Origin of the sequence: Azospirillum sp. A26 (genome assembly GCF_042604635.1) — a bacterium.
Taxonomy (GTDB): Bacteria; Pseudomonadota; Alphaproteobacteria; order Azospirillales; family Azospirillaceae; genus Azospirillum; species Azospirillum palustre.
The window spans coordinates 338526-353982 of sequence record NZ_CP170473.1 but is presented as its reverse complement, the minus strand read 5'-3'; the positions used below and the strand labels follow the sequence as shown (position 1 = coordinate 353982).

Here is a 15457-nt window from a genome sequence, read left to right as displayed (position 1 = left end):
CTTTCCCCGGTCCTCCCTGGACCGGGGAAAGCGGAGTTTTCCTTGAGCGGGGCCGGTATCGTGAAAGAGCTGCGGATCTCCATCGGCCAGTGGTCCGACAAGGGACGGAAGGATACCAATCAGGACTTCCATGGAGCGCTGATCCCGACCGCGCCGCTGCTGGGCATGAAGGGCATCGCGGTAGCGCTGGCCGATGGCATCAGCTCCAGCCGGGTCAGCCACATCGCCAGCGAATCCGTGGTGAAGAGCTTCCTGACCGACTATTATTGCACGCCGGAAAGCTGGTCGGTCAGGACGGCGGCGCAGCGGGTTCTGGCGGCGACCAATTCCTGGCTGCACGCCCAGAACCGGCGCAGCGAGTACCGCTACGACCAGGACCGCGGCTATGCCTGCACGCTGAGCGCGCTGGTGCTGAAATCGGCCACCGCGCACCTGTTCCATGTCGGCGATTCCCGCATCTACCGAATTGCCGGCCGGTCGCTGGAGCAGCTGACCGACGACCACCGCGTGGTGGTGTCGTCGGAGGTCAGCTATCTCGGCCGGGCGATGGGCGTGGTGCCGCATGTCGAGATCGACTGCCGAGAGTTGCCGGTGGAACCCGGCGACGTCTTTCTGCTGGCGACCGATGGCGTCTATGAGCATGTCGATGCCGAATTTTTAATCAGCACAATCGACAGGCACTCGGACGACCTCGACCTTGCGGCCCGAATCGCGGTGGAAGAGGCATTGCAGCGCGGCAGCACCGACAACCTGACCCTCCAGATCGTCCGAATCGAGGCGGTTCCCGACGCCGATGCCGGCGACCTGTTCCACCGGCTGTCCGACCTGCCCCTGCCGCCCCTGCTGGAGCCGAGGACGGAGTTCGAGGGCTACCGCATCCTCCGGGAGCTGCACGCCAGCAGCCGCAGCCACGTCTATCTGGCCCAGGACGCTGCGGGCGGCTCAGCGATGTTCCCGGCGGCGGCCCCGGCGGTGGCGCTGAAAGTGCCGGCCATCGACCGGCGCGACGACCGCGCCCACCTCCGCCGCTTCCTGATGGAGGAGTGGATCGCCCGCCGGCTCAACAGCCCCCATGTGCTGAAACCGCCGCCGCAAAGCCGGCCGCGCCGCCACCTCTATGTCGTCACCGAGTATATCGAGGGGCAGACGCTGACCCAGTGGATGCGCGACCATCCAGACCCCGACCTGCCCGCCGTGCGCGCCATCGTCGAGCAGATCGGCAAGGGGTTGCAGGCCTTCCATCGGCTGGAGATGCTGCACCAGGATCTGCGGCCCGACAATGTGATGATCGACGGCACCGGAACGGTGAAGATCGTCGATTTCGGATCGGTCCTGGTCCCCGGCATCCTGGAGACCATGCCCGACGCCGACCGCGGCGAGATTCTGGGCACGCTGCAATACACCGCGCCTGAATATCTGCTGGGGGAAGGCGGAACGCCGGCGTCGGACCTCTATGCGCTGGGGGTCATCGCCTATCAGATGCTGACCGGCCGCCTGCCCTACGGCGCCGATGCGGCGACGGCCACCACGCGGGCGCGCCAGCGCAAGCTGGTCTACCGCACCGCCCTGGACGACCGGCGGGCGGTTCCCGCCTGGATCGACGGGGTGCTGCGCAAGGCGGTCCACCCGGACCCGGCCAAGCGCTATCAAGAATTGTCGGAGTTCCTGTACGACCTGCGCCACCCGCGCAAGCAGGCGGCGGGCATGCGGCGCCGGCCGCTGATCGAGCGCAACCCGCTGGCCTTCTGGCAGGGGCTGTCGGCGCTGCTGGCGCTGGCCGTGCTGATCCTGCTGGCCGGCCGGGTCTGACCGGCCGGCCAGCAGGAAGAACGGGCTGTCAGTGCCCGTGGGCGACCTTGGCACCGTCCTTCAGCTTGAACAGGCGCGAGCAGTAGGGGCATTCGACCTGCCCTTCGCGATCCAGCGTGAGATAGACCAGCGGATGGCCCAGCGCGCCGCCGCCGCCGTCGCATCCGACGGTCGAGGTTTCAACAAGGATCGTCTCGGTCGGCTGCATAGCAGTCATCCTCTGTTTTGACAGGCGCGCCGGTTCACGCCATCGTGGACACGCCCGCTGTCCGGGTCCCCGATCAGGGTTCCGCGCGCGCGGGCCGGATGATACCCATCGCGCGCCGCGGATCAACGGGGGAAACCACCGGACGCCGGGGCTTTTTCGCAAACCGCAAACATCATGGTTCAGGATCAATGGCCGCGCCAACCGATACCCCCACGCCCGTCTCGCTCCCGGCCAACGCGGTCGAACTGCGCGGCCTGACCAAGATCTACCAGCCGACCGGCAAAGCCGGGCCGAAGCACGCGCTGAAAGGCATCGACCTCGTCATTCCGCGCGGGTCCCTGTTCGGGCTGCTCGGCCCCAACGGCGCCGGCAAATCGACGATGATCAACATCCTCGCCGGGCTGGTGAACAAGACCGGCGGCACCGCCACCATCTGGGGGCATGAGGTGGCCGACCATCCGCGCCGCGCCCGCGCCTCCATCGGCGTGGTGCCGCAGGAACTGAACATGGACCCCTTCTTCACCCCGCGCGAGATGCTGGAGCTTCAGGCCGGCCTCTATGGCGTGCCGAAGAAGGAGCGGCGGACGGACGAACTGCTGGACGCCGTTGGCCTCGCCGACAAGGCCGACGCCCATGCCCGTTCGCTGTCGGGCGGCATGAAGCGCCGGCTGATGGTGGCGAAGGCGATGGTCCACACCCCGCCGGTGCTGATCCTGGACGAGCCGACCGCCGGCGTCGATGTCGAGCTGCGTCGCCAGCTGTGGGACTATGTGCGCACGCTGAACAAGTCCGGCACCACCGTCCTGCTGACCACCCATTACCTCCAGGAGGCGGAGGAGCTGTGCGACACCATCGCCATCATCAACCACGGACAGGTGGTGGCGTGCGAACCGAAGACCACCCTGCTGCGCCGGGTCGACAACAAGGCGCTGTGCCTGACGCTGGAGCGCGACCTGACCGCCGCCCCGCCCGCGCTGGAAGGCTATACGGTGGAACTGCCGGAACCGCGGCGGATGGTCGTCCGCTATCAGCCGAGCCGCCAGCGCGCCGGCGCCATCCTGTCCGCTCTGACGGCATCCGGAATTGGGATCGTCGATGTCACGACCGAAGAGTCGGATCTTGAAGATATATTCCTCCAACTGACGGGTGGTGCTCACAGCGACACAGGGGTAATCCATGCGGCATAGCGGAATGGCGGCTGTTCTCGGGCTGGGGCTTCTGCTTGGCGGCTGTGCCGCGGATTTCCAACCGATGGGGATGGCCGTCGTCCAGCCGCAGCTGAACGACAAGGTGCTGATCGCCGCCGACGGCTTCGAGCTGCCCATGCGCTCCCGGCTGCCGGCCGACGGCAAGGTCCGGGCCGCGGTGGTGGCCCTGCACGGCTACAACGATTATTCCAATGCCTTCGACGGTGCCGGCCGCGACTTCGCGACTGCTGGCATCGCCACCTACGCCTATGACCAGCGCGGTTTCGGTGCCACCCGCGAACGCGGCGTGTGGGCCGGCACCCCCACGCTGGTCAGCGACGCCCGCACCGCGGTGGAGATGGTGCACAAGCGCCATCCCGGCGTGCCGGTCTATCTGATGGGCGAAAGCATGGGCGGTGCCGTCGTGCTGACCGCGATGACAAACCCCAACCCGCCCAAGGTCGACGGCACCATCCTGGTCGCACCCGCCGTTTGGGGGCGGCAGGCGATGGGCTTCTTCCCGCGTGCCGCGCTGTGGATCACCTACACTCTGGTTCCCGGGATGGTGGTGCATCCGCCAAAGGACCTCGACATCCACCCGTCCGACAACATCGAGATGCTGCGGGCTCTCGGCCGCGACCCTCTGGTCATCAAGGGGTCGCGCGTCGATGCGCTGGAAGGGCTGACTGAGCTGATGGGGTCGGCGCTCGACGCCTGCCAGCATCTTCAGACGCCCTCGCTGGTGCTTTACGGCGCTCATGAGGAAGTCCTGCCGCCGCGGCCGGTCGAGCGTGCTTTGAAGGATTTCGAATCCGGCGGGCGGCATGTCGTCGCCGTCTATCCCGACGGCTACCACATGCTGCTGCGCGACCTGAAGGGCAAGCTGGTGGTCAACGACGTCATCGCCTGGATCGGAAATCCCAAGGTGCCGCTGGCCAGCGGGGCCGACCGGGCGCCAAGGGCCTTGCTGGCCGCCAAGTAAAGACCGGCCATTTTTTATCACAGACGCCTGCGCGATTGCCGGTGCGACGGATTGTTCTTTATCCATCGTAACCTTTGGCAATGGTGGAGGACTGCCCGGTGAGCAACAACCCCGCTCCCGATTTGCGTCTGTCGCCGGAGGAAGTCCGGGAGATGGCCGCCGAATACAAGCTTTCACCCCTGTGGGTGCGACTGGCCCTACTGCTCCGCCCGGCCAACCGCGCGGCGCTGGTGGCTTTCCTGGGCTGGGCCAGCGGATTGCCGCATCCACCTGCCTGAAAGGGGCGGCCGGGGCATGGGATATTTGCAGCCAAAGGTATAGTACCCGTTAGCACCAAAGCCACTCTGCCCCTTCCAGCGGTTGAGAGCTAAGGTACCGCATAAGCGGACACCGCCAGTCCCCATTGGCAGTCCCCGTTGGGAGGAACCATGCACAGCGTCGAATCTCAGGTTACCCCGTCCGGTGCCACCCGCGCCGCGGCGACCGCCCAGACGACCATGTCCTCTACCATGGATGTTCAGACCATCGCCGACCGCTACGGCTGGACCACCCCGATGGCCCGGTGGTGGATGGCGTTCGCCGCCTCGTCGGTCGGACCGAAGCCGGATACCATGATCGACTTCCTCGACAAGACCGTCGGCGGCGTGACGATGATCCGCCGGCGCTGATCAGCGCATCGACGGAATTTAAAAAGCGGCCCTGATGGGCCGCTTTTTTATTGGGGAATTTCTTCAGCTGCAGATGTGGGGCGGCAGAGTGTATCTGCCGCCGAAATCCCTTCCTCACACCCCCGGCGGCACGATCCGCCAGATCGCCGCTGGATTGCGGTGGGGATCCAGCCAGACATGCTGGAACTTGCCGATCCAGGTGAAGCGGTGGCCGCTGAACAGGTCCTCCACCTGGACATGGGCACCGTCAGGCAGGCCCAGTTCCCACAGCGGCACCTCGATCGTCCCGCCATGGCCGTTGTGCGGATCCAGGTTCACCGCGATCAGGATCACATTGTCCTTCGCCGCCGTCATCTTGCCGTACAGCAGGATGTTGTCGTCGAAGGCGTTGTAGAATTTCAGGTTGGTGAACTGCTGCAGTGCCGGATTCTCGGCACGGATGCGGTTGATGGCGGTCACATAGTCGCGGATGTTGCCGGGCCTGTTCCAGTCCCAGTGACGGACCTCGTATTTCTCCGAATGGTTGAATTCCTGCTTACCGGGATAGGCCTCCGCCTCGCACAGCAGATAGGGACCGTAAAGCCCATAGACGCCAGCCAGCGTCGCCGCCAGAACCGCCCGCATCATGTGCGCCGGCCGGCCGCCTTGAGTCAGGATCGGCGGCAGGATGTCCGGCGTGCTGGCGAAGAAGTTTGGCCGCATATACTCGCGCGACTCACTCTGTGTCAGTTCCGTCAGGTATTCGGTCAGTTCCGCCTTGGTGTTGCGCCAGGTGAAGTAGCTGTAGGACTGGGTGAAACCGACCTTGGCCAGACGCTTCATCAGCTTCGGACGGGTGAAGGCCTCGGCCAGGAACAGGGCGTCGGGATAGCGGTCCTGCACCTCGCGGATCATCCATTCCCAGAAGGGGAAGGGTTTGGTGTGCGGGTTGTCGACACGGAAGATGCGCACCCCCTCCTTGCACCACATCAGCACCACGTCGCGCAGCGCATACCACAGGTCCGGGTAGGACTGGCGGTAGAAGCTGACATTGACGATGTCCTGATACTTCTTCGGCGGGTTTTCGGCATAGCGGATGGTGCCGTCGGGCCGCCAGTAGAACCAGTGCGGATGCTCCTTCACCCAGGGATGATCGGGCGAGCACTGGATGGCGAAGTCCAGTGCGATCTCGATTCCGTGGCGCTTGGCCTCGCGCACCAACCGGCGGAAGCTGTCGAAATCGCCGATCATCGGGTCGATGGCGTCGTGCCCGCCTTCCTCCGCGCCGATGGCATAGGGCACGCCGGGATCGTCCGGGCCGGGATTCAGCGTGTTGTTCTTGCCCTTGCGGAAGGCGCGGCCGATGGGATGGATCGGCGGGAAATACAGCACGTCGAAGCCCATGTCGCGCACCATGGGCAGCAGATTGACCACGTCGTCGAAAGTGCCGGGACGCGACGGGTCGGGCGAGGCGGAACGCGGGAAGATCTCGAACCATGCCGAACAGGCGCCGGCGGTACGGTCGACATAGACCTCCAACTCACGCACATAGCGCGACTTGTACTGCCGCTCGCCATACTGCGTCATGACGCGGCGCGGCTCGTCCGACAGGGCGTAGTCGATGGCCTCGCGGCCCGACAACGCCTGCATCCGCTCGATCACCGCCTGGAGCGCCGCACGGCCGTCACCATGGTTCAGCTCCAGCGCCTGCTCGACGAAGCGGCGGCCCTCCACCAGTTCCAGATCGACGACCATGCCGGCATCGACCTTCTTCTTGAAGTCGGCGCGCCAGCTTTCCCACACGTCGCGCCAGGCTTCGATGCTGTAGGTGTAGCGGGCGTTGCGGGTCAGCGGCACGCGGCCGACCCAGCGGTCGTTCTCGTGCAGGCGCATCGGCGCTTCGCTCCACCCGTCGTCGCCGTCCGCCTTGTACATGACGGAGGCCGCCAGCACGAAGGTGCCGTCGGTGTAGATGTCGGCCCACACCTCCATCACATCGCCGACCGCGCGCTTGATGGCGAAGCGGCCGCCGTCCAGCTCCGGATAGACATTCTCGATGGTCATGCGGCCGGCGGCGATGGAATCCATCCATTCCCGCTCCTCCACATCGTGCAGTTCGATGGCGTGGCTGCGAGCGGCGCGGGCGCGGAAGACGCGCAGCTCCATCGGGCGCAACTTCATCGGCGCGCCGGGCTCCATCGGCAGCGGCTCCGCCTCCGGCGTCACATCCTCGAACGCCTCATAGGTGCCGCCGGTGGCCGCCAGGATCGGGCCGACATCCAGCGTGTGCGTCCGGTTCTCGTCCGGGTTCAGCACCAGAATGGCGCAGCCGTCGGGCTGGTCGAGGGCGGCGCCGTCCACCTGCCGGATCAGCCCCAGCACCGGGCTGTGCGGGGAGGTCACGCGGCGCTGCGGTCCTTCGACATTCAGGGCCGGGGTGGCCGCCTTCATGGCGTTGACGGCACCGATGAAGCCGGTCAGGTCCAGCTTCGGCTGCTCCCAGTCGGCCGGGCTGGTGCGCACCACGTCCAGCTTGCGGGTGAAGCCATATTCGAAGCCGACCGGCATCATCACGCCAGTAGAGAAGCTGGCGGCGAACAGGTAGTGCATCTTCAGCTGGGCGGCGAGCCGCACCGCGTCCTGGCTGCCGACCTCCGCCGCCAGCCGGTCGGTGTCGTGGCTTTCCGGGAAAGCGATGGACGGCGCAATCCAGCGGAATTCCTCATACTGGTCGAGCAGCCAGTCGGCCTTGAAGTCCCACCATTTGGCGCTGTTGAACAGGAAGTCGAAGCCGGCACCGCACAGCTCGCGCACCTGCTCAACGGTACAGCCCAGCGTCTCGGCGAAGAACTTCACCTCCGGGTTCACGGCGTGGGCGGCGTCGATCAGGCTCTTCCACACTTCCGCTGGCACCTGATAGGCGGCGTCGCAGCGGAAGCCCTTTACGCCAAGTCCGATGTAATGGCGCAGATAGTCGGACCAGTAGCCGACCAACCCGGCGCGCGAGTCCGCCCGCTCATAGTCGAGCGAGGCGAGGTCGCCCCACACCGTGACATGGGCGGTGTTGTCGGGATCGACGGCGCCCGGACGGTGCAGGTCGCCATCCGCGCCGCGCTTGTACCAGTCGGGGTGACGCTCGACCAGCAGGGCATCGCGCGAAGTGTGGTTGATGACGAAGTCCATCATCACCGACTGGCCGTGCGCGGCGGCGTCGGCCGTGAAGCGGCGCAGAAGCTCGTCGTCGCTTTCGTGCGACCCGCCGCGGAGCGCGTCATGCAGCCGGTAGGGGTCCTTGATGGCATACAGGCTGCCGGAGAATCCGGGCTGGTGGATCGGGTTCAGGAATATCCAGTCGAAACCCATCCCCTGGATCCGCGGCAGGTGCCCGGCCCAATCGCGCACGGGACCGACCAGGGTCGGAAACAGGTTGTAGATGCGCGGTCCGACGATGCTCATGGAACCCCCTTCCTTGGCCCTGCTTCTCCGTTGACAGCCTGCCGCTCCCCGTTGTGGGATCGACCAGGCGGCATCGGTGCTTTTCCCTCACAGGTGTGCCGGCGCCGACGCAGATGCCGACACCGTGCCCCCGCCGGACAACCCGCAGGAGCAGTGAAGGTTCCGCCCGCCCTGTTGGCAAGCCGCAACCGAACCCACCAGCACAGGATGCAACGCATGGCCGAGAAGCCCGGCAAGGTCTCGAAAATCCGTCTCGGGAAACTGGACCAGGAGCAGGCGCGGATCGAGACGGCGGAGGAATATGACCGCCGACTCGGCAAGCTGCAGAAGGAGCTGCTGCACATCCAGCAGACCTACTGGCACGAAAAACGCCGCGCCATCGTGGTCTTCGAGGGCTGGGACGCGGCCGGCAAGGGCGGGGCCATTCGTCGCATGACCGAACCGCTCGACCCCCGCGGCTTCCATGTCTGGCCGATCTCCGCCCCCACAGCGGACGAGCAGGGAAAGCATTACCTGTACCGCTTCTGGACCAAGCTGCCGGCGCCCGGCACCTTCGCCATCTTCGACCGGTCCTGGTACGGCCGCGTCATGGTGGAGCGGGTGGAGAAGTTCGCCACCAAGGACCAGTGGAAGCGCGCCTATGACGAGATCAACGAGTTCGAACGGCTGCTGACCGACGACGGCGTGCGCATCGTTAAGCTGTTCCTGCACATCACTCCGGAGGAGCAGCTGGAGCGCTTCCGCGAGCGGATGAAGAACCCCTACAAGCGCTGGAAGCTGACCGAGGAGGATTTGCGCAACCGCGCCAAATGGGACGATTACGTCAAGGCGGCGGAGACGATGTTCGAACGCACCTCCACCGTCAACGCGCCCTGGCATGCGGTAGAGGCAAACTCCAAATGGCATGCCCGCCTCAAGGTGCTGGAACTCGTCACCGCCGCCCTGAAGGAGGGTGTGAACATCGCCCCGCCCCCCATCAACGGCAACGTCGCGAGAATTGCCGCCGAAGTTCTGGGTATAGAGGCGGAGTAAATCACCCCCTGCCCGGCACCACCCAAGGCCGCCGCTCCGCATCCGTCCGGTCGAAGGCGTCGATGGCGTCCTGGTGGCGCAGGGTCAGGGCGACGTCGTCCAGCCCTTCGACCAGACAGTCCTTCTTGAAGGGATCGATGGCGAAGGACAGCGCCCGGCCGTCCGGACCGGTCAGGCTCTGGGCCGGCAGGTCCACGGTGACGGCGGCACCCGGCGTCTCCTGCAACTGGCGGCGCAGCAGTGCCACCGTCTCCTCCGGCAGGGTGACGGTCAGCAGGCCGTTCTTGGCGGCATTGGCGGCGAAGATGTCGCCGAAGCTGGGAGCGACGACGCAGCGGAATCCACCGTCCACCAGCGCATAGACCGCGCCCTCGCGCGAGGATCCGCAGCCGAAATTGCGGTCGCTCACCAGAATGCGGGCGCCGGCATAGGCCGGGTCGTCCAGCGGGAAACCCGGCTTGCGCTCGTCATGGAACAGGAAGTTGCCATAGCCGGCGCTGCGCGGCTTCTTAAGGAAGCGGGCGGGCAGAAGCTGGTCGGTGTCGATGTTGGCGATGTCGAGCGGCACCGCCGGCGCGGTCAGCGTGACGAAGGGCTCCATCCTCAGGAAACTCCCAGCTTGCGGACATCGAGCTTTCTGACATCGGTGAGTTTGCCGGTCGCGGCGGCGGCGGCGGCCATCGCCGGGCTCATCAGATGGGTGCGGGCGTTCGGCCCCTGGCGGCCGGGGAAGTTCCGGTTGGTGGTGGAGGCACAGCGCTCACCCGCCGGAACGAGGTCGCCGTTGATGCCGACGCACATCGAGCAGCCGGGTTCGCCCCATTCCAGCCCGGCGTCGATGAAGACCCGGTCCAGCCCTTCCGCCTCCGCCTGATGGCGCACCGGGACCGAGCCCGGAACCACCAGCCCCGGCACCGCCGCGCGACGGCCGCGCAGCACCGCGGCGGCGGCGCGCAGATCTTCCAGCCGGGCATTGGTGCAGGAGCCGATGAAGACGCGGTCGATGGCCACCTCCTCCAGCGCCATGCCGGGGGCGAGGCCCATGTAATCAAGCATCTTGCGCATCTGGCCGGCGCGCACCGGATCGGCCTCCGCAGCGGGATCGGGGACCGCAGCCGTCACTGGAACCGCGGTTTCCGGACTGGTGCCCCAGGTCACCGCCGGGGCGATGTCGGCGGCATCCAGCGTCACCTCGCGGTCGAACACGGCGTCCGGATCGCTGGGCAGGGTGCGCCAATGCTCCACCGCACGGTCGAACACATCCTCCTTGGGGGCGAAGGGCCGCCCCTCGATCCAGGAGAAGGTGGTGTCGTCCGGTGCGATCATGCCAGCCCGCGCGCCGGCCTCGATCGACATGTTGCAGACGGTCAGGCGGCCTTCCATCGACAGGGCGCGGATGGCGCTGCCCGCATATTCGATGACATGGCCGGCGGCCCCGTCGGCGCCGATGGCGGCGATCACCGCCAGGATCAGGTCCTTGGCCGTGACATGAGGCCCCAGCACCCCGTCCACCGTGATGCGCATGGTCTTGGGCCGGCGCTGCCACAGGGTCTGGGTCGCCAGCACGTGCGACACCTCGGTGGCGCCGATGCCGAAGGCCAGCGCGCCGAAAGCCCCGTGGGTCGAGGTGTGGCTGTCGCCGCAGACGATGGTCAGGCCGGGCAAGGTCAGCCCCTGTTCCGGCGCCAGCACATGGACGATGCCCTGGGCCGGATCGTGCAGGCCGAAATGGCGCAGACCGTGGCGGCCGGCATTCGCCTCCAGCATCGTCACCATGTTGGCGATCTCGGGATCGGCAATCGGCCTGGACCGGCTGTGCGAGGGGACGTAATGGTCGGCGACGGCGAAGGTCAGCTCCGGCCGGCGCACCCTGCGGCCGGCATGGTCGATCATGCCGAAGGCGTGGAAGGACCCCTCGTGCAGGAAATGGCGGTCGATGGCGAGCAGGGCCTGACCGTCCGGCCGGGTCGCCACGACATGGACGTCCCACACCTTCTCGAACAGGCTGCGTGGCTGTGCGGTCATTGGTTGGTTTCCTCACTAACGGTGCCCGCGGCAGCCATCCCGGCGATGCGCCCCAGCGCCACCGCGGTCAGCAGGCCGTTGCCGGACAAATAGCCGGACGCCTTGGATCCCGACACGCCGCAGGCGGCCCCGCCGGCGGCATAGAGGTTGGGCAACGGCGTCCCCTGCCCGTCCAGAACGCGGGCCTCGTCATCGACGACCAGCCCGCCCTGGGTGTGGAAGAGGGCGCCGGTAACGCGGACGGCACGGTAGGGCGGCACCAGCGGGGCCGAGCCGGCGAAATCGCGGCCGAACCCGTCGGTTCCACCCTCCGCCTTCAGCCGGTCGATACCAGTCAGAGTGGCGGCGATGGCATCCGCGTCGATCTTCATCAGACGGGCCAGTTCGGCCGGCGTGTCGGCGATCAGCACCGCGCCCATCGCCTCGGCCTGCCGGAAATCCTCGAACTGGCGGGCGATGGCGGCGATGCGCTCGTCGAAGACGGTCCAGGCGATGCCGTCCGGCTGGCGCAGCACCACCGCCGCCTGTTCCGAATAGCCCTGCGCCTCGTTGGAGAAGCGCCGGCCCTCCGCATTCACCTGCACGCCGCCCTCGGTGATCGTCGCCCAGGTGACGAGGATGCCGGCGGGGTGTGCCACGGAGCCATGGCCCTGATGCCCCGACAGGTGCCGGGTGGCCGCCCCCAGTGCCTCGCCCCACAGCAGCGCGTCGCCCTGGTTGCCGGGATGGCCGAAATAGAGCGCGTCGGCCAGTTCCGGCACATGCTGCCCGACCAGCGCCCTGTTGCCGCCATAGCCGTTGCAGGCAAGGATCAGCGCACCGCAGCCGACCCGCTCGACACTGCCGTCGGGCCGCGTGATCTCGACGCCGCGAATCCGTGCGCCATCGGCATGGAGGGCGGTGACATGCGCCTCGCACAGCACGTCGATGCCGGCGGTTTCCACGGCGCCGCGCAGCCGGTCGATCAGTTCCGCTCCCGATCGGCTGGGCAACCCATGCATGCGCCGGGCGCTGTGTCCGGGATAGCTGAAATTGTCCACCACAGAAAACGGCAGGCCGTAACGGTCGGCCAGCCATTCCAGAGCCGGCCCGACCGCCTGGGCGACGCGGGCGACCTCGGCCGGATCGGGCTCGCCCTTCGCCTTGGCGACGATGTCGGCGGCGAAGCGCTCCGGGCTGTCCTCGATGCCAGCGTCGCGCTGCCAGCGGGTGCCCGGCGCCGGGATCAGCCCGGCCGACAAGGCGGTAGATCCTTGCGGCAGCGCATCGCGCTCCAGCACCAGCACACCGGCACCCCGCTCATGGGCGGCCAGCGCCGCGACCATTCCGGCCGCTCCGCCGCCGATCACGACGACGGGCACGGTGAACTCGAACTCGACGCCCTCGGCGGGCAGGATACGGCTCATGAATTCGCCACCTCCTCCAGCATGGTTGCGACCGTCGCCACCCGGCAGACCGGACGCAGCGCGGCGACGGAGACCTCGTGCACCTCACGGCTGAAAGCGGCGCAGCCGTCCTCCAGCAGGATGGTGTCGAAATCGCGGACATGGGCGTCGCGCACGGTCGAGGCGACACCGCCATTGGTGACGATGCCGCAGACCAGCAACCGTTCCACCCCGCATTTCCGTAAGACCCATTCCAGCCGTGACATGTAGAAGGCGGAATACGCGACCTTCTCCACCTCGACATCGACGGGCTGAAGCGCATCCACCGTCCGGTGTCCCCAGCTTCCGGGCTGGAAATCGCCTTTCGCCAGGAAGGGCCGCAGCGTCTTAAGATGCGGGGAGATCATCGGCTCGCCGCCGCGGCCCGGCACCAGGGTGAAGTTGGTGGAGATCACCCAACCGCCCCGCGCGCGCAGCAGATCGGCCAGCGGCTTCACCCGCTCCGGCAGCGCCGCAATCTCCGGCGCCGTCTGTCCGGCGCGGCCATAGGCGCCTTCGGGATGGAGGAAGTCGTTCTGCAGGTCGCAGACCAGCAGGGCGGTACGCTCGACCGGGATGACGGCGGCGCTCATCGGCCGCTCCTTTCGACGATGACGTTGCCGAAGCCGTCGACACGGGCGGAGAGGTCGGGGTCGATGACGGTGGTGGCGTCGGGCTGCTCAAGGATCGCCGGCCCCTGGACGACGGCACCGACCGGCAGTTCCAGCCGGTTGTAGACGGCGGTCTCATGCCAGGCCCCGTCGAACCACACCGGCCGCGACCCGGCATAGGCGCCCTCCACCGTCGTTCCGGCTGCCGGAGCCAGGGCGGAGAGGTCGAAATGCGGACGGCGGCCGATGGCGGCGGTGCGCAGGTTGACGATCTTGGCGCCGACGCCCGGCAGCAGCCGGCTGAAGGACGCCTGATAGGACCGCTCGAAGGCGGCGCGGATGGTCGACTCGTCGATTCCGGTGCTGCCGTTCTCCACCGACACCGGCAGCGGCACGGCGACCGTGTGGGTCTGGCCGATGTAGTGCATGTCGAGTTCGAAGACGAGGTCGATGCGCTCGACGCTGAGCCCGGCGGACTCCACCACCGCGCGGGCGGCGGTCGCCTCCTCCACCATGCGGCGGTCGAGCGAGCCTGCGTCGATGCCCGCCAGCGGCAGATTGACCGTCTGCACCTGATCGTGGCGGATGTCGGCGATGACGCAGCCGAGCGCCGAGGTCACGCCGGGGAAGCGCGGCACCAGCGCCGCCTTCAGCCCGACCTCCTTGATCAGGGCGCCGACATGCAGCGCCCCGCCGCCGCCGAAGGGCACGGCGGCGAATTTGGCCGGGTCATGGCCGCGCTCAATGGAGACGAGGCGGATGGCGCCGGCCATCTTGCTGTTGGCAATGCGCACCACCGCTTCCGCCGCCGCCATGACCTCAAGGCCGAGCGGCTCGGCGACATGGGTGGCGATGGCAGTGCGGGCTGCATCGACGTCCAGCCGCGCCAGCTTGCCGCCGATGGGACGCTCGGCGTTGATGCGGCCGAGCAGGACATTGGCGTCGGTCAGGGTCGGGCGGGTGTTGCCCTGGCCGTAGCAGACCGGCCCCGGCCGCGAGCCGGCGCTCTCCGGCCCGACCTGGAGCATGCCGCCGGGATCGACCCCGGCGATGGAACCGCCGCCGGCGCCGATGGTGGTGATCTCGATCATCGGGGTGCGGACGACCAGACCGAAATCGATGGTGGTCTGGGCGGCCAGCATGGTCTGCCCCTCCACCACTAGCGACACGTCGAAGCTGGTGCCGCCGAGGTCGCCGGTGATGACGTTGGGGAAGCCCGCCGCCTTGGAGATCGCCGCCGCGGCGATGACGCCGGCCGCCGGCCCCGACAGGGCGGTGCGCACCGGCAGCCGCCGGGCGGTGTCGGTGGACATCACGCCGCCGTTCGACTGAACGATGTGGAAGCGTCCGCCGAACCCCTCCCCAGCCAACGCGTTGTCGAGCTTGGCGAGATAGCTGCCGACCACCGGCTGGAGATAGGCGTTGAGCGCGGTGGTCGAGGTGCGCTCGAACTCGCGGATTTCCGGCAGGATGCGCGACGAGCATTCGAGGTTGGCGTTCGGCCAGACCTCGCGCGCCGCCTCCAGCGCCGCCAGCTCGTTGGCCGGGTTGGCGTAGGCGTTGATGAAGACGATGGCGAGCGCCTCCGCTCCCCGGTCGGCCAGCCGGCGGGCGGCGGCCCGGACTTCCTCCGGATCGATTTCGCTGCGGACGGTGCCATCGGCCAGCGTGCGCTCTGTCACCTCCAGCCGCATGTCGCGGTCGACCACGGGGACGAAATCGCCCCACAGGCCCCAGGTGTGGCGGCGGTCGCGGCGGCGCATCTCCAGCACGTCGCGGAAACCGGTGGTGGTGATCAGCCCGACCTTGGCACCCTTGCGCTCCAGCAGCGCATTGGTGCCGACGGTGGTGCCGTGGACGATGGAGCCGAGTTCGGCAACCGGGCCGAAGCTCTGCAAACCGGCCAGGAAGCCGACCGCCTCGTCGCCACGGTTGGACGGGACCTTGGCGGTGCGGAAGCTGCCGCGCGCCTCATCGTAATGGAACAGGTCGGTGAAGGTGCCGCCGACATCGACGCCGACGATGGCACCCCTGGGGGCACCCTTGGAAATGCCGTTGTTCATGGTCTTGCTTCCG

The 15457-nt window shown here is 67.6% G+C and carries 13 protein-coding genes; 6 read left to right on the top strand and 7 right to left on the bottom strand.

The annotated features are described in order from the left end of the window. The first annotated feature begins 42 nt into the window (after positions 1–42). A complete protein-coding gene (locus tag ABNQ39_RS16185; protein WP_376961628.1) occupies positions 43–1809 on the top strand; it encodes a protein kinase domain-containing protein in 1767 nt (588 codons plus the stop codon). A gap of 28 nt (positions 1810–1837) precedes the next feature. On the opposite strand, the gene ABNQ39_RS16180 is transcribed toward ABNQ39_RS16185, so the two are convergent. Continuing rightward, positions 1838–2026 carry a zinc-finger domain-containing protein gene (locus tag ABNQ39_RS16180; RefSeq protein WP_109049093.1) on the bottom strand — a complete coding sequence of 63 codons (189 nt, stop codon included), beginning with the start codon at positions 2024–2026 and terminating at the stop codon, positions 1838–1840. 179 nt (positions 2027–2205) lie between these two features. Here ABNQ39_RS16180 and ABNQ39_RS16175 point away from each other — a divergent pair, with 179 nt between their 5' ends. From ABNQ39_RS16175 to ABNQ39_RS16160, 4 genes are all read left to right on the top strand, one after another. Further along, entirely contained in the window at positions 2206–3204 is a 999-nt protein-coding gene (locus tag ABNQ39_RS16175; protein WP_376961626.1) for an ABC transporter ATP-binding protein, read from the top strand. A gap of 4 nt (positions 3205–3208) precedes the next feature. Next, complete coding sequence (locus ABNQ39_RS16170; RefSeq protein WP_376961624.1) at positions 3209–4186, top strand: alpha/beta hydrolase; 978 nt, start codon at positions 3209–3211, stop codon at positions 4184–4186. A 98-nt stretch (positions 4187–4284) separates the two neighbouring features. Next, positions 4285–4464, top strand: a complete 180-nt coding sequence (locus ABNQ39_RS16165; RefSeq protein WP_146255431.1) for a hypothetical protein — start codon at positions 4285–4287, stop codon at positions 4462–4464. 150 nt (positions 4465–4614) lie between these two features. Continuing rightward, entirely contained in the window at positions 4615–4854 is a 240-nt protein-coding gene (locus tag ABNQ39_RS16160; protein ID WP_246306903.1) for a hypothetical protein, read from the top strand. Positions 4855–4968: 114 nt separating this feature from the next. On the opposite strand, the gene ABNQ39_RS16155 is transcribed toward ABNQ39_RS16160, so the two are convergent. Further along, positions 4969–8289 (bottom strand): maltotransferase domain-containing protein, encoded by a 3321-nt coding sequence (locus tag ABNQ39_RS16155; RefSeq protein WP_376961621.1) that lies wholly within the window; start codon positions 8287–8289, stop codon positions 4969–4971. 216 nt (positions 8290–8505) lie between these two features. On the opposite strand from ABNQ39_RS16155, the gene ABNQ39_RS16150 reads away from it, so the two are divergent. Beyond that, a complete protein-coding gene (locus tag ABNQ39_RS16150; RefSeq protein ID WP_376961619.1) occupies positions 8506–9321 on the top strand; it encodes a polyphosphate kinase 2 family protein in 816 nt (271 codons plus the stop codon). 1 nt (position 9322) lies between these two features. Here the strand turns inward: ABNQ39_RS16150 and leuD are convergent, their stop codons facing one another. Genes leuD through ABNQ39_RS16125 form a run of 5 tightly spaced genes read right to left on the bottom strand, consistent with a single transcriptional unit; the run spans position 9323 to position 15444 of the window. Beyond that, entirely contained in the window at positions 9323–9922 is a 600-nt protein-coding gene (gene leuD, locus ABNQ39_RS16145; RefSeq protein ID WP_376961617.1) for a 3-isopropylmalate dehydratase small subunit, read from the bottom strand. A gap of 2 nt (positions 9923–9924) precedes the next feature. Further along, the gene (gene leuC, locus ABNQ39_RS16140) at positions 9925–11346 is read right to left on the bottom strand and encodes a 3-isopropylmalate dehydratase large subunit (protein WP_376961615.1); all 1422 of its coding nucleotides are present in this window, start codon (positions 11344–11346) and stop codon (positions 9925–9927) included. Then, positions 11343–12752, bottom strand: coding sequence for an FAD-dependent oxidoreductase (locus tag ABNQ39_RS16135; RefSeq protein ID WP_376961613.1), 1410 nt, complete (start codon positions 12750–12752; stop codon positions 11343–11345). The genes leuC and ABNQ39_RS16135 overlap by 4 nt, the downstream gene beginning before the upstream one ends. Beyond that, entirely contained in the window at positions 12749–13363 is a 615-nt protein-coding gene (locus tag ABNQ39_RS16130) for a cysteine hydrolase family protein (protein ID WP_376961611.1), read from the bottom strand. The genes ABNQ39_RS16135 and ABNQ39_RS16130 overlap by 4 nt, the downstream gene beginning before the upstream one ends. After that, on the bottom strand, positions 13360–15444 hold the full coding sequence (locus tag ABNQ39_RS16125) for a hydantoinase/oxoprolinase family protein (RefSeq protein WP_376961609.1): 2085 nt from the start codon (positions 15442–15444) through the stop codon (positions 13360–13362). Before ABNQ39_RS16125 ends, ABNQ39_RS16130 begins: the two co-directional genes overlap by 4 nt. Positions 15445–15457 lie beyond the last annotated feature (13 nt).